This is a genomic window from Clostridioides sp. LIBA-6622, from assembly GCF_056716095.1.
In genome coordinates this window covers 2,694,033-2,716,837 of the sequence record NZ_CP196998.1, presented here as the reverse complement: position 1 = coordinate 2,716,837, position 22,805 = coordinate 2,694,033, and the positions used below count along the sequence as shown (strand labels likewise).

General features: G+C 28.8%; 20 protein-coding genes and 1 riboswitch. Of the genes, 12 read left to right on the top strand and 8 right to left on the bottom strand.

Translation table 11 applies throughout. From position 1 onward, the window contains the following. Positions 1–109 precede the first annotated feature (109 nt). Entirely contained in the window at positions 110–355 is a 246-nt protein-coding gene (locus ACTG47_RS12825) for a hypothetical protein (protein ID WP_479924843.1), read from the top strand. 66 nt (positions 356–421) lie between these two features. Here the strand turns inward: ACTG47_RS12825 and ACTG47_RS12820 are convergent, their stop codons facing one another. Further along, positions 422–1,720, bottom strand: a complete 1,299-nt coding sequence (locus ACTG47_RS12820) for an ROK family transcriptional regulator (protein WP_479924842.1) — start codon at positions 1,718–1,720, stop codon at positions 422–424. Positions 1,721–1,856: 136 nt separating this feature from the next. Here ACTG47_RS12820 and ACTG47_RS12815 point away from each other — a divergent pair, with 136 nt between their 5' ends. Further along, on the top strand, positions 1,857–2,888 hold the full coding sequence (locus ACTG47_RS12815) for a proline racemase family protein (protein WP_479924841.1): 1,032 nt from the start codon (positions 1,857–1,859) through the stop codon (positions 2,886–2,888). Positions 2,889–3,203: 315 nt separating this feature from the next. On the opposite strand, the gene ACTG47_RS12810 is transcribed toward ACTG47_RS12815, so the two are convergent. From ACTG47_RS12810 to ACTG47_RS12800, 3 genes are read right to left on the bottom strand one after another with little or no spacing between them, the layout of a single operon-like run. Then, positions 3,204–4,526 carry a TolC family protein gene (locus ACTG47_RS12810; protein WP_479924840.1) on the bottom strand — a complete coding sequence of 441 codons (1,323 nt, stop codon included), beginning with the start codon at positions 4,524–4,526 and terminating at the stop codon, positions 3,204–3,206. Between the two features lie 21 nt (positions 4,527–4,547). Next, positions 4,548–7,682, bottom strand: a complete 3,135-nt coding sequence (locus ACTG47_RS12805; RefSeq protein WP_479924839.1) for an efflux RND transporter permease subunit — start codon at positions 7,680–7,682, stop codon at positions 4,548–4,550. A gap of 4 nt (positions 7,683–7,686) precedes the next feature. Further along, the gene (locus tag ACTG47_RS12800; RefSeq protein WP_479924838.1) at positions 7,687–8,910 is read right to left on the bottom strand and encodes an efflux RND transporter periplasmic adaptor subunit; all 1,224 of its coding nucleotides are present in this window, start codon (positions 8,908–8,910) and stop codon (positions 7,687–7,689) included. Positions 8,911–9,161: 251 nt separating this feature from the next. On the opposite strand from ACTG47_RS12800, the gene ACTG47_RS12795 reads away from it, so the two are divergent. Further along, positions 9,162–9,647 carry a MarR family transcriptional regulator gene (locus ACTG47_RS12795; protein ID WP_169468020.1) on the top strand — a complete coding sequence of 162 codons (486 nt, stop codon included), beginning with the start codon at positions 9,162–9,164 and terminating at the stop codon, positions 9,645–9,647. Positions 9,648–9,759: 112 nt separating this feature from the next. On the opposite strand, the gene ACTG47_RS12790 is transcribed toward ACTG47_RS12795, so the two are convergent. Then, positions 9,760–11,988, bottom strand: coding sequence for a type IA DNA topoisomerase (locus ACTG47_RS12790; protein ID WP_479924837.1), 2,229 nt, complete (start codon positions 11,986–11,988; stop codon positions 9,760–9,762). Positions 11,989–12,100: 112 nt separating this feature from the next. Here ACTG47_RS12790 and dut point away from each other — a divergent pair, with 112 nt between their 5' ends. Both dut and ACTG47_RS12780 read left to right on the top strand, forming a co-directional pair. Beyond that, complete coding sequence (gene dut, locus ACTG47_RS12785) at positions 12,101–12,532, top strand: dUTP diphosphatase (protein ID WP_479924836.1); 432 nt, start codon at positions 12,101–12,103, stop codon at positions 12,530–12,532. A gap of 261 nt (positions 12,533–12,793) precedes the next feature. Then, a complete protein-coding gene (locus ACTG47_RS12780) occupies positions 12,794–13,984 on the top strand; it encodes a C40 family peptidase (protein WP_479924835.1) in 1,191 nt (396 codons plus the stop codon). A gap of 239 nt (positions 13,985–14,223) precedes the next feature. On the opposite strand, the gene ACTG47_RS12775 is transcribed toward ACTG47_RS12780, so the two are convergent. The 3 genes from ACTG47_RS12775 to ACTG47_RS12765 are packed head-to-tail and all read right to left on the bottom strand — an operon-like array spanning position 14,224 to position 15,300. Next, entirely contained in the window at positions 14,224–14,796 is a 573-nt protein-coding gene (locus ACTG47_RS12775) for a manganese catalase family protein (RefSeq protein ID WP_169468028.1), read from the bottom strand. Positions 14,797–14,824: 28 nt separating this feature from the next. Next, complete coding sequence (locus ACTG47_RS12770; protein WP_003416729.1) at positions 14,825–15,091, bottom strand: spore coat protein CotJB; 267 nt, start codon at positions 15,089–15,091, stop codon at positions 14,825–14,827. Then, the gene (locus ACTG47_RS12765; protein WP_054270993.1) at positions 15,091–15,300 is read right to left on the bottom strand and encodes a spore coat associated protein CotJA; all 210 of its coding nucleotides are present in this window, start codon (positions 15,298–15,300) and stop codon (positions 15,091–15,093) included. The genes ACTG47_RS12770 and ACTG47_RS12765 overlap by 1 nt, the downstream gene beginning before the upstream one ends. Positions 15,301–15,568: 268 nt before the next feature. Between ACTG47_RS12765 and ACTG47_RS12760 the strand changes: the two genes are divergently transcribed. The 7 genes from ACTG47_RS12760 to ACTG47_RS12730 all read left to right on the top strand — a co-directional run bounded on the left by ACTG47_RS12760 (position 15,569) and on the right by ACTG47_RS12730 (position 22,306). Next, entirely contained in the window at positions 15,569–16,429 is an 861-nt protein-coding gene (locus tag ACTG47_RS12760; protein WP_169468032.1) for a PP-loop family protein, read from the top strand. 47 nt (positions 16,430–16,476) lie between these two features. Beyond that, a complete protein-coding gene (locus tag ACTG47_RS12755; RefSeq protein ID WP_479924834.1) occupies positions 16,477–17,505 on the top strand; it encodes a 3'-5' exonuclease in 1,029 nt (342 codons plus the stop codon). Between the two features lie 362 nt (positions 17,506–17,867). Next, entirely contained in the window at positions 17,868–18,374 is a 507-nt protein-coding gene (locus ACTG47_RS12750) for a flavin reductase (RefSeq protein WP_479924833.1), read from the top strand. Positions 18,375–18,772: 398 nt separating this feature from the next. After that, the gene (locus tag ACTG47_RS12745; RefSeq protein WP_479924832.1) at positions 18,773–19,447 is read left to right on the top strand and encodes an MORN repeat-containing protein; all 675 of its coding nucleotides are present in this window, start codon (positions 18,773–18,775) and stop codon (positions 19,445–19,447) included. Positions 19,448–19,605: 158 nt separating this feature from the next. Beyond that, positions 19,606–20,112 (top strand): 3'-5' exonuclease, encoded by a 507-nt coding sequence (locus tag ACTG47_RS12740; RefSeq protein ID WP_169467596.1) that lies wholly within the window; start codon positions 19,606–19,608, stop codon positions 20,110–20,112. 128 nt (positions 20,113–20,240) lie between these two features. Then, a complete protein-coding gene (locus tag ACTG47_RS12735; protein ID WP_479924831.1) occupies positions 20,241–21,257 on the top strand; it encodes a transglycosylase domain-containing protein in 1,017 nt (338 codons plus the stop codon). A gap of 187 nt (positions 21,258–21,444) precedes the next feature. Next, positions 21,445–21,539: riboswitch (guanidine-I (ykkC/yxkD leader) on the top strand. A gap of 62 nt (positions 21,540–21,601) precedes the next feature. Continuing rightward, a complete protein-coding gene (locus ACTG47_RS12730) occupies positions 21,602–22,306 on the top strand; it encodes a B3/B4 domain-containing protein (protein WP_479924830.1) in 705 nt (234 codons plus the stop codon). The last annotated feature ends 499 nt before the right edge of the window (positions 22,307–22,805 follow it).

Genomic DNA, 22,805 nt, shown 5'->3' with positions numbered 1-22,805 from the left:
AATATAACTTATATAACTTAAGGTGAAACGTATTTAATTGTATTGCATATATTATTGTAGAGAGAAATTTCAACTAACAATTAAATTGAGTTTACTGGAGGGGATAAAGTTGACAAAGTGTCCTAAATGTGGAAAGGAAGTATCATCACGTCCAGGTAGCATATGCCCACGATGTGGATTTAAAGTAGCAGAGGAAAGTCTGAAAATGAGATGCCCAGAACCAAGTTGTAGGGCTTTGGTATCTAGGAAATTAGATTATTGTCCTAAATGTGGATGTAAACTGAAAGGATATAATATTTCTGAATTTGTTAACATGGTAAGATGTAAAATAGATGAGACACTTGATAAAAGATAGTTAAATTCAGAGTTAAATTTTTGAGCCATCCAAGTTGGATGGCTCTATAAAATTATAAGCTTTTGATTACTCTTCATTTCCTTTAATATTGCCTTCATAAAATTCGGGATTTTCAAAAAATCTTTGTGTTAAAACCTGATATCCACCAGCTTTTTGGAGTTCTCTTAATGGTCGTGTATCATAATATATTACAGATGCAGTTTCTTCTGGAAAGAATCGAGCTTTTTTTCGTTCTTCTTTTAATTTAATCTTAAAATATTCTCCTGCATAGGAATACTGTCCAAGTAAAACTACAATTTCTGGGTCAAAATTGATTGCTACATTTTTCAGCATCAATGAGAACATTTCTGCCAGATAAGCAACCTCTATTTTTGCCAGTTCATCTCCATTATCTGCTTCTTCAAACACATGTCGAAGTAAATCTTTAGATTCTATCCACTTATTTATAGAGGAGTCTAAAAGTTTTATTGGATTTTTCTTTAATCTATATCGAATTCTTTCAGCACTAACCATACGCTCAAAACATCCCTTACTTCCACAGGAACAAATCTCTTCATCACTGTAATCAACAGTCATGTGTCCAATCTCACCGATAAGGGCATTTCTGCCAGTAAGTACAACATTATCAATGTAGCATGAAGAAATCCCTGCTTCTGCATACATGACGACTGTTCTTTTATTGCGAAATTCTTCCTCAAGAAGAAGCGCATTTCCAGCCATTCTAACTAGATTCTCTACTATAATTTCCTGTTTTGTATACAATCTTTCAAGCCATTCTTTTATATTGATATTTCTTCCCCAATGTGGAGCCATCATAAAAAATCTGACAATACCACATCTTTGGTCTACAAATCCAGCAATTGCAAAACTTATACCATATAATTCATCATGAGATACTTCTGCACTTACTAAAATATCTTCAATATGAACTGCTAATTCTTTCTGAAATGTATCCAATGTGTTTTTGTAAGTGGCAGGAATTTCTATTTCAAAGACACATTCATTTTTCATAGTTAAAACTGCAAAATGAATGTATCTCTCTTCAAGAGAGATACATAATATTCTTTTATTACAAGAAAACGAATATAATTCGGGGCGTTTTCCGCCAATATTTGTGGAATTTCCTTTACCTGCTGAAATCAAAAGCCCTATATCTTCAAAACTCTGAATAGCTTTTTTTACTGTAGGACGACTAATTTTGGTAGCTTCACTAATATCATTGACAGATACCTCTGTTGTATTTCTGATGATATCAAGTATTCGTTTCCGATTTAAATATTTTAAGTCTGATGGCATGGATGCATTTTTCGGATGTTTCTCTCTAGTTTGCATATAGACAATATTTCCTTTCTTATTATATTTCATTGGTCGTTGCTTTTGTTTAAATATACGATATCATATTTTCTTAATCTTTTCCAGTTCTCTGAGTTGACAATTTAAAAATAAAGTTATAAAATAAAGTTACATAACTATATTACATAATATTAAGGGGGTTTCCAAAATGGAACTAAAACCAAATGTAAATCTTAGTATTTACGAAAAATGCTTTACTGCTGTTGATACACATACAGTTGGAGAATTTACACGTGTTATACTATCTGGATTTCCAGAATTACCAGGAAATACAATGATTGAAAAGAAAAAATATTTGGAAGAGAATTGTGACCAGTATCGTAAGGCATTAATGTTTGAGCCTCGTGGACACCATGATATGTTTGGCTCTATTGTTACTGAGCCAATTCATTCAGAAGCGGATTATGGAGTTATCTATATGGATACTGGTGGATATTTGAATATGTGTGGGCATGGAACTATTGGAACTGTTACTGCAATTATAGAAGCTAGACTTGTAGAAGCAAAAGAACCATATACAGAAGTCGTTTTAGATGCACCTGCTGGTTTAATACGTACAAAAGCAGAAGTAAAAGATGGTAAAGTTGTAAATGTAACACTAACAAACGTACCTGCATTTTTGTATAAGGAAAATTTAACAACTATTATTGATGGAAAAGAGATTACATATGATATTTCATTTGGAGGAAGCTTCTTTGCATTGTGTGATGTTACACAATTTGGTATGGATGTAACACCTGAAAATATTCCATTTCTAACTGATTTCGGTATGAAATTAATTGAGCATGCCAACAAAGAAAATGAAATCCAACATCCTGAATGTGATATTACTTCTGTTGACCTTGCTGAATTGTATTGTCCTACTTCAACATCTGGATGTGACATGAGAAATGTTGTAATCTTTGGGGACTATATGGCAGACCGTTCCCCATGTGGAACTGGAACTAGTGCTAAACTTGCTACTCTTTATAAAAGAGGTAAAATTAGGGTTGGAGAGCCTTTTGTGTATGAAAGCTTTATTAGTACTACATTTACAGGTGTAATCAAGGAAGAAGCTAAGGTAGGAGATTATTCTGCAGTAATACCTAAAATTACAGGAAGTGCTTATGTGACAGGAGTATCTACTTATATTATTGATAATGATGACCCTTTAAAATATGGATTCCAGGTTTCAAAATAAGATTTATTCTTTTGGCTGTCAAATATTCTATTAGAATAAAGACTTACATAGGTATAAGTTCTAGGTAAAATGATTATGCAAGATAAAACTTACAAGAGTTATAATGATTTAAGATGAGAATTATTTGATATAAAATTGAAATCCTAGATATGGACAATCAAGTAGATTTGTATAAAATAAATTCATACATTATATATTAAAAAGACTGTAGATAAATTTGTTTCTATACAAATCTATCTACAGTCTTTTATTTAATGATAAATCAATTCTCTGTGTATTTTTATTAAATAATTTTGTGAAAGTTATTTAATATTTCTATTTACCAGTATTATTTCCAGTACTAAGTATCCAAGGTTTTTCTATACCATTTTTTAGTGAGTTATAGTTTACAATAAGCGTGTCATAGCTATTTTTAGCATCTTCATTACTTACTACTTGTTTTTTATAATCAGTTAGAGTAATTAATCCTAAATCATATCTTAATTTAGTATTTTTTACTTGTTTTTCTGATAACTCAAGTTGCTTTTTAGTAATTTCAATTGTATCTTCTAAAGCAAGTAATTGAGCATAACTGTCAATTAAGCCTTTTTTTAGAGCTTTCTTACTGTCTTCTAATGTCACCAGACCATTTTCAGTATTGTATTTTTGTTGAAGATAATTTGCATATGTAGTAAGTCCAGCAGCATAAGTCTGTCTTTCAAGATTGTATGCCTCAACTTCTTTTTCATATTGCTCATAATCTTTTTTATACTTATCCATAAGAACCTTATATTCATTATCAGGTAAACCATTTTGCTCTGGTTTTGTAGGTGCAACTGGTCTTGTAAGATTAGGTCTATCTGGCAAATCTGCTTTATTCTCATCCTTATCATTAAAACTTTCTTCAGTACGTTCCAAAATCAATTGGTCATACTTTAAGTATTCATTAACCTTACCTTCCATATATGAATCAACTGAACCACCAACTCTAAAAGATTCAAATCTATACTCTTTATCTAATTGATAATTATCTAAATTTATATTGGTCAATAACTTAAAATAGTCTTGATTATTTTTTAGTTCTTGAAGCTTAGATTTTTGAGTATTTTGTAATGTTTGAAGTTCAAGTTCAGCTGACTCAGTTTCTAATGATGTTACTAAACCTAATTCTTTTTTTAATTTCATATCTTTAATTTCTTTAGTTTTTATTTCAAGATTGTTTTTTATTTTATCCAATTCATTTTCTCTTGAGACTAAATCATTGTATTTATTAGTAATATCATTGGCTATTTGGTCTTCCATAAATCCCTTAGCTTGCTCACTTTGATTTTTAAGAAGCCCAATTTGGTCGTATGGAAATGCGTTATCACTTCCAGTAAAACTATCAAACTCATCTTGTACTTCTAATTTTTCTTTTAACATTTTTATTTCTTCTGATTTCATCTTTAATTTTTCGCTATTTTTAAGTGCTGCACTAATAGCATCTCTAGCAGTTAAAAGTTCCTTTTCAGATGTTCTTTTAGTTGAGTCATTCACAATAGAGTTATCAACCTTATTTATAGAAGAAGTATTATCATTTGCATAAACTGGCATTAGATTAGCTGTTATTATACCAACACCACATCCGATTGCAACTATTTTACTAACTTTCTTATTCAATACAATCACCCTCCATTCTATTTAAACTTTAGCTTTCAATTTTGGTTTCTTTATTATTTTTCTTTTTATATCACCTATTTTATCTGTTATTTTACCAAATATTTTAGGCATTTTGTCTGAAAACTTATCTTCCCATTTATCAAATATCAAGTATATAGTAGGTATAAGTACCAAAGTTATAAGTGTAGATACAGTCAGACCTCCCATTATAACTATTGCTAGTGGTTGCATTGTTTCTCCACCTTCACCAAGAGATAGTGCTGTTGGCAACATACCTAAAATTGTTGTAGCTGTTGTCATTAGAACTGGTCTTAATCTTGCTGCACAACCAATAGAAACTAATCCAATTAAATCATTACTACGATTTGTTTTTCTAAGTTGTTCTATGTAGTCGATAAGAACTATACCATTATTAACAACTATACCTATAAGTAATATTATACCCAACATACCTACAGTACTTAAACTTTGCCCACTGACTAAGAGAGAAAGTACAACTCCAACAAATGCAAATGGAACACAGAACATTATTATAAATGGTTTACTAAATGATTCAAATTGAGCTACCATTACCATATAAACTAGAGCTATGGCTATAACCATTGAAAATCCAAGACTTGCCATAGATTCGTTCATCATCTCTGTTTCTCCACCAACACCAATAGAGTAATCTTTAGGTATTACCATCTTGTTAGTTTTCTCTAGTGCTAGTTTTGTAGCAGTACCAGCATCTACATTATCAAGTGTAGCAGTTATATTTACAGAGAAATCTCCATCAGTTCTAGATATAGATTGTAGACCATCTGCCATTTTTATATCTGAAAAAGCACCAAGAGGAACTTCTTTTCCAGTTGCAGAGTTTACTTTTAATTGTTTTATATCTTCTAGATTATCAATACTATCTGCTTTAAATTTTAAATTTACATCAACTTTGTAGTCGTCAATTGTAGCAGTAGTGACTGAATCACCATTTATTGCTGTACGTAGTAATCCTGCTATTTCAGCAGTGTTTACACCATATTCTTGAGCTTTATGTTTGTCTATTGTAAATTGAGCTTCTTGTGTTGTATCTGTAAGAGAAGTCTCAACATTTCTAAATCCTTTTATGGAGCTGAATTGCTTTTCTGCTTCTTTTCCTAATATTTTTAATACATCTAAATCAGGGCCTTTCATTTCCAATGTAAAGTCTGCCCCTGTACTTCCACCCATAACACTACTATTTTGACTTACATTTATTTTACAGTCTGGGACCGTGGCAACTCTATCAATTATTTCCTTTTCTATCTCATCAGTAGTTCTCTTCCTATTTTTTTGAGATTCTAATTCAATTGCTATATTTGCTGTATTGTTGTTTGAATCTGATGTTAAAGTTGTTATTAAAGTTTTAACTTCTGGAATATCTGAAACTTTTTTCTCAGTCATAGATACATAGTAATCATTAGATTCTAGACTAAGACCTTTTGGAAGTTCTATAGAAATTGCCAATGCCCCTTTGTCTGCAGCAGGCATAAAGTCCATACCTATAAAGCTCATTCCAAATAGAGAAGCTATAAAAATAAGTAAACTTGCTATTACTACTAAGCGTTGGTGTCTTAAGCATACACTTAGTAATCTTTTATACCCTTCACTTACTTTATCAAATATAGGGCTATCTTTTTCTTTCATTTTTTCACTATTCTTACCTCTACTTAATTTCGCAAATACACTAGGAACAAGAGTAATCGCGCCTATGAAAGAGAAGGCTAGAGAAGCTATAAGTGTTTTACCTAATGCTCCAAAAGTTATTTTAGCTATACCTTCTGTAAACATAATAGGTAAAAATATTGCTATAGTAGTCAGTGTTGATGCAAGTATGGCATTGGTTACAGTTCTTGTACCTTCAATAGCACAATCATCAATACTCATGCGACCACTTTTCCTATATTTAAATATATTTTCAATTACAACTGTGGCATTATCGACAACCATACCAACTGAAATTACCAGAGAACTTGCAGTGATAAGGTTTAAACTTTCTCCTGTAAAGTAGAGAACTGCTATAGCTCCTATTATAGAAATTGGGATTGCTATGGCAACAACTAGTGAAGCTCTTACACTTTTTAAGAAAGCAAAGATTACCACGAAGGCAATAACTGCACTTATAAGCAAGTTACTCATTACACTGTTTATTGATTCACTTATGTACTCACTTGTATCGTTGGCAATTTTAATTTTAAATTGAGGATTTTCTTTGTTTAATTCATCTACATATTTATATGCATTTTGCATGACTTTTACAGTATTGGCATCTTGTTGCTTAGAAATATCTATTACTAAACTGTCTTTTCCATTATATCTATAAATACTGTCTTTGTCTGCATATCCATAATCTACACTACAAAGATTATCTAATCTAACTGTATTTCCACCTTTTACAGGAATTTGAATCTGTTTTATATCATCTAAAGATTCAAGTTTATCAATTGCTCTTAAAACTATTTTATCTTCACCTTGAGTAATTGAGCCATAAGGGTATGTTTTATTACTAGATGATAAGATACCCTTTATAGTTGATAAACTAACTCCATAATTTGAAAGAACAGCTGGGTCAGCTATTACATTGACCTGTGCTTTTTCTCCACCCTTAAGGTCTGCTGATGTAACACCATCTATAGATTCTATTTTAGGCTGAATCACATCCTCAGCATATTTTCTTAATGCCTGTGAACTATTTTCATTTCCTCCAGATATAACAAGCTGACCTATAGCTTGTGCATTCATATCTAATTTTAGAACTGTTGGTTTAGCTGCATCATCTGGAAGACTAGTCTGTAATGCATCAACCTTAGACCTAACATCATTCATTATTTCATCTAGATTAGTCCCAAATTCAAATTGAGCCACTACCATAGAAACACTTTCTTGTGAGCTCGATATGGTAGATTTTACGTTTGAAACAGCTGATAAACTTTCATCAACTTTTTGACTAACTTGTTCATCGACATCTTGAGGACCAGCGCCAGTCCAAGTAGTCATAACCATTACAACAGGTATTTCTATATCAGGCATTAGATTTATTGACATTTTCTTATATCCAATACCACCAAAAACTATTAATACTAAGAAGACCATTATGATTGTGAGAGGACGTTTAACAGAAGTTTGTATAAAATTCATAGTACTATTTCTCCTTTTCTACAGGAAATATCTTAGTTCCATCAGAAATAAGACTTATCCCCCCAATAACCACTGTATCTTTTTCGCTTACACCACTTTTAATTTCTATTTTATCCTCTGTCACAATTCCAGTTTGAACTAATTTTTTCTTTGCTATATTATCTTTGTTTGCTATGTATACATATTTCTTTCCTTTTTCTTCAAATATTGCCTTTTTAGGTATTGTAACAGCACCATGTTCTTTTTCAACACTTAAGTTTACTTGAGCAGACATTCCTGCTTTAAATTTATTGTTTGTGTTATTAACAAGTACTTTAACAGGATATAAAGATGTCTGTGGGTCAACTACTGAAGGTACATAATCTACTTTTCCTAAAATTCTCTGGTCTTCAATTATAACTTCTACATTTCCATCCTTCTTAAATTTACCTATATCTGATTCTGCTACATTTAAATCAACTTCTAATATGTTAGGATTAGAAATAGTAAACGCTGGCTGTGATTGTGTTATCATTTCTTTTGAGTCAAAATTTTTAGCCGTTATTGTACCATCTACTGGAGCTGTTAATGTTAATTTATCTAAGTTACTCATTGCCAAATTATATGATACTTGAGCTTGGTCAAGTTGTTTTTTAGCAAGAGCCTTAGCTTGAGGTATACTTTTTGAAGTTGCTGTATCATATGATCTTTGAGCAGAGTCTAGTTGTTGTTTTGATTGTTCTAAAGCAAATTCTATTTTTTTAAATTGGTCTAAACTAATTACTTCCTGCTCATAAAGAACCTTATTATTGTCATAATTCCTTTGAGATTCATCATATTGAATCTTTGCATTATCAAGAGCTGTTTTTGCTTGATTTACTTGTGCTTCTAATGAACCACCAGTTGCACTTGAATAACTTGCTTTAGCCAAATCTAATGCTGATTTACTTTGTTTTACACTATTTTCTAGATCTGGACTGCTTATACTCAATAATTCATCTCCCTTTCTTACATTTTGCCCAAGTTTTACATAAACTTCTTGAACTGTGCCAACAGTCTGTGCAGTAACAGCTGTTTCATCTTTAACCTTTGTAGTTCCTGAAAAAGCATTTGTGTTTTCAATTTCTCCTCCTACTGCTTTTTGAACAGAAACTGCTGTTGGTTTCTCAGGTTCAGGTTCTTCTGTTTTTCCACATCCAACTAAAAACAGTGAACTACACATTAAGAAAACTATTAAATATCTTTTCATATCTCCTCCTATTATATATTGCACACTAGCTTGTTGTAGAATTTAAAGTGTCTTATAATTTAAGTTTAGTTTTAGGCTAATTAAAAAACTTCCCTTTATTGGCAATTTATAATTCTCTAATTTGATTATAAATTTATAATTATTATGAGTCAATAACTTTTTCTTGTTTTAAATTTATTAATAGTTTATAATTTATACTATATAAATAACGAATGGTTTATTACATTATTTATTGAAGGGATGTTACAAAGATGGATAACAATAATATACTTAAAATAGCAGACTCTTTTTTAGATTTCTTATTTGTACTTGAAAATAATATATTTAAGGAAAGTGATTTGTTAAAAAAATTTCAAAATAACTCGGATATAATGAAAGCGTATTTTGAAGAATGTCCAATGGCTCCATCGCATGCTAAGGTAATTCTTTATCTTATGACATCGAACTCATCATCAATTTCTCAAATAGCTTCTAATTTAGGAATCTTAAAATCAAATATGACACCGATTATTGATAGGTTGGTAGAGCATGATTTAGTTAATAAATTTCCTGACCCAAAAGATAGAAGAATTCTCAGGGTGGAATTAACAGATAAAGCATTTGAATTATTTGATGCAGTAAAAGCTATCCTTAAAGAGTCTCTAGTAAAGAAACTATCAAATCTTTCTGAGGAAGAGTTAGCTTTATTGGATGAACATACACTGAAGTTATCAGAAATAGTAAAAAAATTGGGTTAGATGTAGTTGTGAAAGTCATAGTTAAAAAAGTAAAAATTTTGGAAAACAATAAATGTCAGTAGCATAATATTATATATTATACTACTGACATTTATTGTTTTATGAGCACTGTTTAATTATCAAACTCTATTTTCCAACTGAAATAACCATTGTCTGGATTCTTACTGTATTTTAATGTAGCATCAAACTTATTACCATTTTTAGAAGTTAAAGACTTTACTTTGGTCTCACCTTTTTTTAAAATGTTTTTAACCATTGTCTTATTAACTTTCTTTTTATAAAGACTTAAGTACTTATCATTTTTCCAAATAACGAATTTACATTCTTTATGATTTTTACAAGCAAACCCTTTATCAAATTCAAGTACATCCCCTTGACAAACAGGACATTTACCAAGAGATGGATTATCATCATTATTTTTATTTTCTTTTTTGTCATCAGATTCTTTTGATACAGCAATTTCTTTTGTAGAATTAGTAATACTCTTTTTCTGCTTTTTTTCTTTTATTCTAGTAAATTTTTTAGTTTTTGAATCAAAAGTATATGCTTCTGTGTTTATGTTTTTTGAAGCATCGTGTTTTATAATATTGACATTTTGATATATAAAATTAATGATATTAGTAAGATATTCTTTTCTAGTATATTTTCCTTTTTGAATATCACTCAAACTTTTTTCAAGTTTTCCAGTATAGTCTACATCAAATAAGTCTTTAACAGGAAAAATTTCAACTAAGTTTTTTCCAAGGTCTGTTATAGAATAAGATTTTCCCTTTTTATTTACATATCCAACCTGGCTTATTTTCTTCAATACATCAGCGCGTGTGGCTGATGTTCCTATAGAATATCCTGATAATACAGTTGTATCTTCTTCAGGCACATTTTTACCACAATTTTTCATAGCCTTTAAAAGTGTATCCTCAGTATATGGTTTAGGAGGAGTAGTCTGTTTAGTTAATGGTTTTATTTCTAAGACATCTACAATATCATCTTTATTTACAAGTGGAAGTAAATCGTTTTTTTCTTCCTTATTATATACTTCAAGATATCCTTTTGATTTGAGTACTTTACCCTTTGTTAAGAAAGTACAATTATCTACTTCTGTTTTAATTTCTGTATTCTCATATTCAGCAGGAGGCATAAAATTTGCTATAAACCTATCTTTTATAGCATCATAAACTAGTTGTTCATCTTTAGATAAACTTTTTGGAATTATATAAGTAGGGATTATAGCACTATGGGAATCTACTTTAGAAGAATCAAAGACTCTTTTAGTCTTGGAAAATTTAATCTTATTTTCATATTCAAGACCAACCTTTAATTTGTCTAAAGTTTGAGAGACCTTAGAAGTTAAACTTTCTTCTAAAAAAATAGAATCAGTTCTAGGGTAAGTTATATATCCACCCTTACCATTCCCCTCATAAAGAGATTGACAGACATTTAGAACCTTGTCAGATGTAAAATTAGAATACTTAGAAGTTATATATCCTTGAAGCGATGTTAAACTAAAAAGTTTAGGTGCATACTCTTTTGACATAGTAACTTTTTTAGCCAGTATTTTGCCAGTTTCAGATGTAATTGAATTTATAATTTTATTTGCATCTTCAAGTGTATCAAATTTACTTTCTTTGTCCTTGATATACTTACCTTTATATTCACCAGCTTCAGCCTTAAAATGACCTTCTATTTCATAATAAGTTTTAGGAACAAAATTTAGTATTTCCATATCTCTATCATAGACTAATTTAACTGTTGGAAGAATTACTCTGCCTATATTTAATAATTTTCCATTTCCATATTTTAATGTAGCAACAGATGTGAAATTTATTCCAATCAGCCAATCTGTTATAAGTCTTGTGTATCCAGCTGCTTGAAGATTTCTCATTTCATCTTCATCTTTTAAGTTTTTTATACCTCTTGTAATATCTTCTGGTGTCCATTCATTTACTAAAATTCTTTTTACTGGCTTTTTATTGTTTGCAAGTAAAAATATTAGAAATGCTATGAGTTCTCCTTCTCGGTCGTTATCAGTAGCATTTATTACATATTCTACATCTTTTCTATTCAAAAGTTTTTTTACAGTATTAAATTGTTTAGTTTTAGAACTATCAATCTTAAATTTAAACTTATCTTCAGGAACAAATGGAAAATTATTCATTTTCCAAGAACCAGAATATTTATCTTTATCATAATCCTTCATATCATATAATGATACTAAGTGCCCAACTGCATAAGTAATTATATAATCATTTCCTTCAAAGTAACCATCTTGTCTAGTCTTTGCACCTAGAAAGGATGCTATAGTTTTTGCAACAGATGGTTTCTCAGCAAGTACAAGTTTCATAAAAAATCCTCCTTTAAAACACTAATAATTATATTACCACAAAAAAATAAAAAACTTCAAGAGGTCGAAATTTAAGTTATAATATTTATAGAAAGTTGAAAGGAGATATAAAATGTACAATTTGAAAGTAAAAAAATTAAATGATGAAGCTATAATACCTAATTTCGCTCATAAGGGTGATGCTGGTATGGATTTGTATTCTATAGAAGAGGTTGTAATACCTTCTGGAGAGACTAAACTTATTAAAACTGGTATATGTATAGAGCTTCCTGCTATGACAGAAGCACAGGTAAGACCTAGAAGTGGACTTGCTTTAAAACATTCTATTACTGTGTTAAATACACCAGGAACTATTGATGAAGGATATAGAGGAGAGCTCAAAATTATATTAATAAATCATGGAAAAAATGATTTTAAAGTTGAAAAACATATGAAAATTGCTCAAATGATAGTAAAACCTATCTATGAAATTAACATAGAAGAAGTGAAAGAATTAAGTGATTCTGAAAGAGGAAAAGGTGGATTTGGCTCTACAGGTTTTTAAAAAGTTACAAAAAAGTTAAAAAATATAGCCATCTTTTAAAAAGGTAAAAGATGGCTATATTACTAAAGTACAGGCTGATAAAAATTAAAATTCATTTATGGTAATTTGTGGTAAATAAAGATTGCTATAGACAAATAGTTACAAATTTGTAATAATATTAATATAAAAGAAATAATTGATATTTTAATAGAGTGTCAATTATTTCTTTTATATTTAAAAGTTAAATAAAGCTACTAGAAAAGAGGAGATGAGTGGAAAGTTATGAATTTTAATCAAAAGAGAATAGCAGCCAGTATAATGGCAACTGCGATAATAATGCCTACAATGGGGAACTTAGCATATGCCGATGAATCTGGAGTAGAGAGTGTAAGTATAGAAAGTAGAACAATAACAGGGAATGCAGTAAATTTTAGAAAAGGACCAAGTACAGACCATGAATCAATGGGCAAACTTTACAAAGGCGATAAAGTTGAGTATGTAGGAAAAGATGGTTCTTGGGCAAAAGTTAAATATAATGGAAACACAGGTTATGTACATGCAAATTATGTAGGAATAAATAACCTTGGGAATAGTAATGAAAGTAATGATGCTTCAGTTAAGTCAACAAAAGTCGTTACAGCCAAAGGATTAAATTTTAGAACAGGACCAAGTACAAGTAGTTCTAAAATATCTACACTAGGATATGGAACTGAAGTTGGATACATATCTGAGTCAAATGGATGGTCAAAAATAAGTTCTAATGGTAGAGTAGGTTATGTTTCAAGCAAATATTTAGGAACTAGTATAAATGAATCTACAGGTGGAAATACTGGAAGTAGTTCAAATGACCTTGTAAAGGACACAAAAGTTGTAACAGCAAAATCATTAAACCTTAGAACAGGACCAGGTACAGGGCATTCTAAAGTGGCTACATTAAACTATGGAACTGAAGTTGGAAGTATTTCTGAAAATGGAGGATGGACAAAGGTAAATCATGACAATCAAACAGGATATGTATCTAGTCAATATCTTGCTGAAAAAGGTTCTGTTGATACTTCAACTCCATCGGATTCAACTAACTCTCCAAGTCAGGGAGCTGATAGTGTAATAAGTTTTGCAAAGACACTACTTGGAAAACCATATGTATGGGGAGCTGAAGGTCCAAATAGTTTTGACTGTTCAGGATTCACACAATATGTTATGAAAAAATCAGCAGGTGTTAGCATACCAAGAGTATCTAGAGACCAAAGTAAGTATGGAACATATGTAAACAGAGGAGACCTTAGAAGTGGAGACTTAATATTCTTTGATACACAAGGGTCAAATAATGGTTCTGTAAGTCACGTTGGAATATACATAGGAAATGGAGATATGATACATGCATCTTCAGGTTCATCAAAAAAGGTAACAATATCTAATATAAATAGTAGTTACTATTCAAGTAGATATGTAAACGCAAGAAGAGTTTTATAATCCTTTTTTATTATAGAACTTAATAAATAGATTTTTCTTTATTGCTTATAATAAAAAAGCAGGTACAATATTGGTAGTATTATAGATTACTTTCTATATTACTATTTAATTAGTACCTGCTTTTTCTTTACCTTCTTCAATTTATAGAAAATAAATTGGATTTATGTTATTTTGTAAACTTTAATAACAACAGTAAATTATAAATTATCAAATAATATTAGTTTATCTAAATAAAAATTTTAGAACATTTTTTGGCATTCTTCTAATTCGTAAGCATCCATTAAAGCTTCACCAAATCTTTGATAGTGAATTATTTCTCTTTGACCTAAGAATTTTAGTACATCTATAACATCAACATCATCTGTTAAATTTATAAGTTGATAATAAGTTGCAAGTGCTTTTTGCTCAGCAGCCATATCTTCATGTAAATCAGTTACAGGATTTGACATAACAGCGATAGGTCTTACATCAAATGGAACACCATTTGAATCTGTTGGATAAATTCCGTATCCATTTTGTGCATAGTTTGAACCAAGACCTGCAGCTTTTAGCTCTTCTGGACTTGCATCAGAAGTCAACTGATAAACCATAGTACATATAAGCTCAACGTGAGCTAGTTCTTCGGTACCAATGTCTGTTAAAAGTGCACGCATATTGCCAGTAGGCATTGTATATCTTTGGCTTAAATATCTCAAAGATGCAGCAAGTTCTCCATTTGGTCCACCAAATTGAGTTATAAGAAATTTAGCCATTCTAGGGTCGCAAGTTTTTATATTAACTGGGTGTTGTATAGTTTTCTGATATATCCACATGAATTTTCAATCCTCCAATACTTGATGTCTAATAATTAAATTCTCTGTCCCAAGGCCAAGGTTGGTCAGCCCATTGCCAAGGGCATCTACTTGGAGCATACCCAAAGTTAGTTAAAGGACCATATTTATTTTCGTAAGCGTATCTAGCTTGCGCAAATTGATTACATAATGAATTGTAAGTGTTGATAGCATTTTTATCATCAGGATGATTGTCTAAATATAAGTTCATATCAACACATGCAAAAGATGTTTCCTGAATTTTTCTCATAAGTTCAGCTCTAGATGAATCTTTCATTATCTTCTACCTCCTCTAAATTTTTTTGGCTTAGCATATAATTCTTTGTTGTACATTTCAGATTCTAATAAGTTTAGTTCTGGGAATATAGTTCCAAATTTTAATGCATCAGAAAGGCAGTACATTTCTGTGAAAATTTGATTGTTAATGTATGGTCTAGCCAAAGATGGACCACAATTTTTTTTGATATCTCTAGTCTTATTTTCCAAGTTGAAAACCTCCTTGTTGTAAATAGATAGGTAACTCTATCTAGTGTATAATATTCAGTCATTTAAAAATCGTTACTCATAATAAAATATTAAATGAGAAAAATAAAAAAGATAATAAAAGAAAGAGGTTATTTATGTTATTATAAGTTTATGTGTTATTGAGAATTATAAATTATTTGTTGAAATTAAAGTGAAAATTATAGTATTTTATAGATGAAGGTAGACTTTTTTGTAAAATATTATTAACATAAATATATGAGGTGATTAAATGAGTGAGCTATCAGGAAAAGGCTGTGAAATTATAGTTCCTTTTGAGGAAAGACTTCCAGTAAGAGATATAGAAAAAAGTATAATAAAAAAATATAGAAAAAATTTATGGTCCAAGTTTATGAAAGCAATAAGAGATTACAAATTAGTTGAAGAAGGGGATAAGATAGCTATAGCAATTTCTGGTGGAAAAGACAGTATTCTTATGGCTAAAATGTTTCAGGAGTTAAAAAGACATGGACAAGTTAATTTCGATGTTGAGTTTATTGCTATGGACCCTGGATATCATGCAAATATAAGACAATTACTTATAGATAATTGTGAGTATCTAAATATACCAATACATTTATTTGATTCAAGAATATTTGAGATAGCAGATGAAATAGCAAAAGATTATCCATGTTATATGTGTGCCAGAATGAGAAGAGGAGCATTATATTCAAAGGCAGAAGAGTTGGGATGTAATAAACTTGCATTAGGTCATCATTATGATGATGTAATAGAGACAACAATGCTTAATTTATTGTGTGCTGGTAATTTTAAAACAATGCTTCCTAAACTTAATTCTACAAATTTTGAAGGTATAAAAATCATAAGACCACTTTATTATATAAGAGAAGAACATATTATAAGATTTATTCAAAATAGTGGTATCTGGCCACTAAACTGTGCATGTATGGTTGCAGCTAAAAAGACAGGAAACAAGAGATACGAAATAAAAGACTTAATAAAAAGTTTAGAGCCTAATTTCAAAAATGTAGAGAAATCTATATTTAAGGCAGCAGAAAATGTAAATCTTGATTCAATACTTGGTTGGCAACAAAATGGGGAGAAACATTCTTTCTTAGACGATTTTGAATAAAAATAATTAAAAAGAATCACTATAAACAATTGGAAAGGGTGTTTATATTGAAAAGAGTATATATAGATTTTGAAATGAATATGCCAAATTCTAAATCAAAGAGGGCAGTATTGAATTCTGATATAATTGCAATTGGAGCAGTTATGTATGATGAAAAGACAAAAAATATTGATAAATTTAAATCTTTAATAAAGCCAGTAAGTAATGAAGAATTATATCCTCATATACAGGAATTAACACATATATCTTCAGAAGAATTGAAGAATGCACCAAGTTATGAAGAGGTCATGAGAAAGTTTAAAAAATGGCTAGGCATATTTTCTGACATTGAAGGAATATATACTTTTGGCAATTTAGATTTGACATGTTTTAATAACACTGATATGAGAAGTTCTAAGAAAAACAATCATCCAAGATTTGTAAATAATATTAGGGATTTATTTATAGATATAAAAGAAAAATATATAAATTGTGGTATGAGATGTATGAACTATATATCATTAAAAAACTTACTTGAATTTGCTAATTTAGAATTTAGTGGAGATGCTCATGACCCATTAAACGATGCATATAATTTATTTGTTTTGGATGAAGCAATCACAAATAATGTGGATATACAAAATCTTTTGATAATACGAGATATAATAAGACCACCTTTTAACGACATAAATTGTGATTTGGACAATTGTTTTAATAAATTTAAGGAGTCGTTGTATAAAAAAGGAGGAAATTATAATATTGTAGATTTTTCTATTGAAATAATAAAAACTGTGAGAATGTACTTATTGACAATCATAAGTATAAATATACAAAATTTAGAGGTTATGAAAGATATCAGCAAGAAATTGGATACTATAGATAAACTGAAAGATATAGAAGAAGGTTATTTTTACTTATTAGAAGATGTATATTTTGATATGAAAGATTTATTAGAGGATTTGATGCTTTATAGAGTGCATGAAGATGAGTATAAGTATGAAGTAGAAAATATAATAAAAATGTTTGATGAAGATTTATATAATGAAAAAATATATATCAATAAAGATAATAATTTAAATATTGTTAACAAGGTATAGAAAAATTATAAATAATATAACGAAACTTGATGAGTAGGAAAATTTTTTATAAGATTAAAGTTAAAGAAAACTAAATTGATATAAAATAATAAAAAATGTAGAAGGGATATATACTTTCTACATTTTTTATACTATATTATTTTAAGTTTAAGAAATATAGTATATGTTTTATAATTAATATATTTTATTTGCATTTTACAATTAAAAAATACAGAAACTATTTCTTGCGAAAGTAATTGATTTGTTGTATTATAATTTACATGAATATGTAAGACAATTAAAAAAGTATTATAAGAGTAAATATATTCAAAAATTTTGACTACTAGTTTATATATTAAAAAGATGAAGGGTAGGATGAAGCCATGGGTTTTAGAGAAGTAAAAATTGAGGAATTACAGTTTAATCCATTTACTAAAATTGGTAAAGAATGGTTACTTATAACAGCTGGTGATTCAGAAAAATTCAACACAATGACTGCTAGTTGGGGTGGTGTTGGAGTATATTGGGGTAAGAATGTTGTTACAACTTATATAAGACCACAGAGATATACAAAAGAATTTGTAGACAGTAATGATACATTTACAATTGCATTTTTCGATGAAACTTATAGAGAGGCCTTAAATATCTGTGGAACTATTTCTGGTAGAGATATAAATAAAGTAGAAAAAGCAGGTCTTACACCATGTTTTGTGGATGATACTGTAGCTTTTGAAGAAGCTAATATGATTATGGTATGCAAGAAATTATATCATGATACTATGCCACCAGAAAATTTTGATGCTGAAGAAAATGATAAAAAGTGGTATCCAAATAAGGATTATCATACTATATATATTTCAGAAATTATAAAAGTTCTTGTAAAAGAATAGCTATAGTAAAAAGTATTCAAAAACAATTTATTATGAGTGAATGAAAGTAATTTTTTGTTTTTATTTAAGTAGATACTAATGACTAATCAAATGCTAATTATTAAATAAATACTATTGTAAAAAGATGAACTCTATTTGATAGGTTTCATCTTTTTATTTATTCATAGAAAATCAGTTGTTGAGATAAAAATGTTTACTTAAAATAGTTAAGTATATTTTATGAATAGTTGTATGTTAATTAGAAGTTCAATATGTCACTTCCATAGTGGATTTATTTTAATAGAAATAATTTTAATATTAATTTTATTCAATATATTATTATAAAAGTATAAATATTACTTGATAAAAATATATATTGTATTAGGTATTTTAAATAAACTTTTAAAGGGTGATTTATTATGGAAAGTATAACTAGTTATTTTAGAACAATACTATGTGTATTTATATGTTTGTCATCTATATTTATATTTACTCAATTAGCAAGAGTATTTATTAATAAGAAAAAGATTAATCAGAAAAATAAATTGAAAAAAGGGTTTAGGTATGATAGAGATTTGATTGAAACGAAAAGAGAAGATGTACATATAAAAAGCAATAATATTAACAAAACTAAGAGTAACAATATCAATAAAAAATTAAAGGAAGAAAAAGTATTCAAATATGACAATGGAGACCTGTATAAAGGTGAGTTTGTTGATGGGAAGAAAAACGGATTTGGAATATATATTTTTTCAAGTAAGGAAAGATATGAGGGATTATGGAAAGATGATAAGATGCATGGAATAGGAAAGTACATCTATAGAGATGGTTCAATATATACAGGAGAATTTAAATACGGATTAAAAAATGGTTTGGGAAAATTAACATATCCAAATAATGATATTTATAAGGGATATTTTCTAGATAATAAGAAAAATGGTAAAGGTGTATTATATAAAAATGATGGAAATAAACAGGCAGGAATATGGGAAGATGATGAACAATGTAAAAGTTTAGATTTTAAAGATTTAAATAATAAAGAGATAAATAATATGTATAAAAATAGATTAAATAATAATAAAGTGAAAATTTAGTGATTATAAAAAAATAATCTTTATTTAGAATGGAATAAATAATATTTATATGTTGTAATTTGTAAAATTTTTCTATATGAGATAAAATTAAGTATTGATTAGTCTATTACATAAATATAGAATATAAATATATCCATTAGATAATAAGGAGAAGAGATATGAATGAATATGTAGTTGTGGATTTAGAAACTACAGGCTTAGATCCATATAAAGGTTGTGAAATAATAGAAATAGGAATAACAGAAATAAAAAATGACGAAATTGTAAAAAACTATTCAAGGTTGATAAGACCTAAAGGCATAATTTCTTCATTTATAACAGAATTGACACATATAAGTAATGAGATGGTAGAAAATGAAGAGCCTTTAGAATTGGTTTTACCTAGATTTAGAAAATACATAGGAAATAGAACTATAATTGCACACAATGCGAAGTTTGATTTAAAGTTTTTAAATTACTATCTTAGAATATTAGATTTAGAACCAATAAACAATTATATATGTACACTAGAATTATTAAAAAAATGTAAAAGTTATAAAGGAAAAAATAAGAAGCTTGAAACAGCTTGTGCTTATTACAATATAGAGAATATAAATGCTCATAGAGCTGACAGTGACACTTTAGCAACTGCAAAACTATTTTTGAAAATAAAAGATGAATATTAATCTTAAATATAGAGAAAATTAGTGAAAATATCCTTTATAAAATTGACCCTTAAACTTACAATTTTGTTCTTTGATTTATTTTGTAGAACAATGTATAATGTACCTTAGTATAAAGAAGGGAGACTAAAATGGGTTATTACGATGATGATGATAATAATAAAATAAGACGTAAAAAAGTCAATAATAGTAAAGATAGTAATAAAAAATCTAAGCATTCTTATACTTCAACAAATAAAAAAAATAAAACCTCTAAGACAAGTTCTAGTAAAAGAATGAGTGAAAAAGTAGATTCACAGAATCTTATAAAAAGAGAAAGAGAAAGTTTTACAAGAGATAATGTAAGACCTTTAAATACAGATTACAATCAAAGAGAAAGAAGAAGAGTAGATTATAAGCAAAGAGAGAAAAAGCTAAAAAGTAAAAAAAGAAAAAAACAAAAAAGGATTAAGATAGCTAGAGCATTGTTATCTATTATGCTAGTCGCACTGATTATATTTTCAGTAGCAGGTGCAATATTTACAGTTTCAGCTATAAAAGGGTCACCTGAAGTTACTAAAAAATTAATTAGGTCTAAATATATAAGTAGTGAGGTTGTAAGTATAAAGCAAATGCCAAATGACTTAAAGCATGCTATAGTTTCTATAGAAGATGAGAGATTTTATAAGCATAAAGGAGTAGATATTATTTCTTTAACTAGGTCAGTACTCAATAATGTATTTACAGATACAACACAAGGTGGAAGTACTATAGATATGCAAGTTTCAAAAAATCTGCTCACTAGTGATGATAAGACTATGAAACGAAAAATAAGGGATATGTATAATGCTAAGCAGATGAATAAGATTATGAGTAAGGATGAAATTCTTGAGGCTTATTTAAATAATATGTATTTAGGTAAAAATGCATATGGGGCTGCAAAGGGAGCAGAAGTGTATTTTGGTAAAAAAGTTAGCGAGTTAAATTTATCTGAATGTGCTATGTTGGCTGGTATGACGAATAATCCTGCGAGGTATATTGACCACGGAGAGGCTAAAAAGAGACAGTTGATTGTATTATATAAGATGCATGAGCTTGGTTATATAACTGACAAGGAATATAGAATAGCTAAAGCTGATGACACTCCATTTAAGTCGGAAATTGACTAAGAAAAGATAAAATCCATTGTTTTCAGCCTAGTAATATATAATAAAAAATTATTTTTCTGCTATAATTGCCACCCAAAATCGTAATTTGGTGGAAATTTGTTTTATTGTATAAAATGTAAAATATAGTATTATTTTAAATATTATATTATGCTAAAATTTACTTGTATTTTATAAAACAAAAAAATGTAGTTTAGTTTTCTAGGGTTCCGCATTTTATAATGGTCAGGTCCAAGAGAAAACGCACAATTATTGTGTACACGGAAGGATAAAAGCCTGGGAGATATTTAATAATATTTCTCTAGGCTTTTTTGTTTTATATATTTTAAACTTTAGGAGGTATTCTAGTGAAAAGATTTGTTATTGAGGATGCGTTTTGGAATCTATTTCCCAGTGCTAAGATTGGAGTTGTTATTTGTCATAATATAGATAACTCAGCAAGAAGTGAAGAATATAAAAAAATGATTTTGCAGGGAGAAGAAGAAGCATTAAAATACTTAAAAGATTCAGAGTTTAGTAAGAATCAAGTAATTAAAGTATGGAGAGAAACATTTAAAAAATTTAAAACGAAAAAAGGAGCTAGGTCGTCTATTGAAGCGCTATTAAAAAGAGTGCACAGTGGAAACAAGATAGGAACTATCAACCCTCTAGTGGATATTTACAATTCTATCTCACTAAAGTATGCATTACCTTGTGGAGGAGAAGATATAGATAAATTTATAGGAGACATTAGATTAACTAGAGCAACTGGAAATGAGGCATTTATTCCATTGGGAGCAGATGAGAATACATCTCCATATGAAGGTGAGGTAGTCTATAAAGATGATGAAGGAGCAATTTGTAGATGTTGGAACTGGCGTGAAGCAATAAGAACAATGCTTACTGAAAGTACAAACAATGCTTTTTTATGTATTGAATTGGTGGATGAAGGTCGATTTGAAGAGTTTGAAAATGCTTTAAGTGACTTAGCTAAAACAGTTCAAGAAAATTTAGGTGGTACATGTAAAATTTCAATTTTAGATACTAATAATAAAGAAGTATTGATAAATTAATTTGGAGATGATATAGCGATGAGTGGGTTTAGCTATAAAGACATCTATATTGAAGATTGTAAAAAGATATTAGAAGCTAAATATACTTCCTGAAAAGTACTGGAATTTTGATTGTATATTTTGTCCTATTGGAAGGTCAAATAATAAAGTAGATACACCACAATCTTTTGATAATATTAATGGCTCATTGAAAGAATTAGAAAGTATGATAGAAAAGAATGGTGAAAAGTTTAAGAAAAAGCTTGGTACATCTGATGAAAGATTTAAAGAAATTTCAAAGGAATTGTGTAATATTAAAATTTAAACTAATTTGATTAAGATTACTATTTAAAATAAGATTATTTGGTAATCTTATTTTATTATTAAAATTTATTTACTTATTAGACTAGTCTATTATTAAAAAAAGTATTATAATATCATTTGTATGTAAATATAGCATTTTTATGAAAAAAATTTAGTATAAAAAAATTACTATGCATTTTTGTAATTAAATATATAT

Coding starts and splice junctions, on each gene's coding strand:
- ACTG47_RS12820 (WP_479924842.1), bottom strand. CDS start 1,720: ATGAAATATAATAAGAAAGGAAATATTGTCTATATGCAAACTAGAGAG.
- ACTG47_RS12815 (WP_479924841.1), top strand. CDS start 1,857: ATGGAACTAAAACCAAATGTAAATCTTAGTATTTACGAAAAATGCTTT.
- ACTG47_RS12805 (WP_479924839.1), bottom strand. CDS start 7,682: ATGAATTTTATACAAACTTCTGTTAAACGTCCTCTCACAATCATAATG.
- ACTG47_RS12800 (WP_479924838.1), bottom strand. CDS start 8,910: ATGAAAAGATATTTAATAGTTTTCTTAATGTGTAGTTCACTGTTTTTA.
- ACTG47_RS12795 (WP_169468020.1), top strand. CDS start 9,162: ATGGATAACAATAATATACTTAAAATAGCAGACTCTTTTTTAGATTTC.
- ACTG47_RS12790 (WP_479924837.1), bottom strand. CDS start 11,988: ATGAAACTTGTACTTGCTGAGAAACCATCTGTTGCAAAAACTATAGCA.
- dut (WP_479924836.1), top strand. CDS start 12,101: ATGTACAATTTGAAAGTAAAAAAATTAAATGATGAAGCTATAATACCT.
- ACTG47_RS12780 (WP_479924835.1), top strand. CDS start 12,794: ATGAATTTTAATCAAAAGAGAATAGCAGCCAGTATAATGGCAACTGCG.
- ACTG47_RS12775 (WP_169468028.1), bottom strand. CDS start 14,796: ATGTGGATATATCAGAAAACTATACAACACCCAGTTAATATAAAAACT.
- ACTG47_RS12770 (WP_003416729.1), bottom strand. CDS start 15,091: ATGAAAGATTCATCTAGAGCTGAACTTATGAGAAAAATTCAGGAAACA.
- ACTG47_RS12760 (WP_169468032.1), top strand. CDS start 15,569: ATGAGTGAGCTATCAGGAAAAGGCTGTGAAATTATAGTTCCTTTTGAG.
- ACTG47_RS12750 (WP_479924833.1), top strand. CDS start 17,868: ATGGGTTTTAGAGAAGTAAAAATTGAGGAATTACAGTTTAATCCATTT.
- ACTG47_RS12745 (WP_479924832.1), top strand. CDS start 18,773: ATGGAAAGTATAACTAGTTATTTTAGAACAATACTATGTGTATTTATA.
- ACTG47_RS12740 (WP_169467596.1), top strand. CDS start 19,606: ATGAATGAATATGTAGTTGTGGATTTAGAAACTACAGGCTTAGATCCA.
- ACTG47_RS12735 (WP_479924831.1), top strand. CDS start 20,241: ATGGGTTATTACGATGATGATGATAATAATAAAATAAGACGTAAAAAA.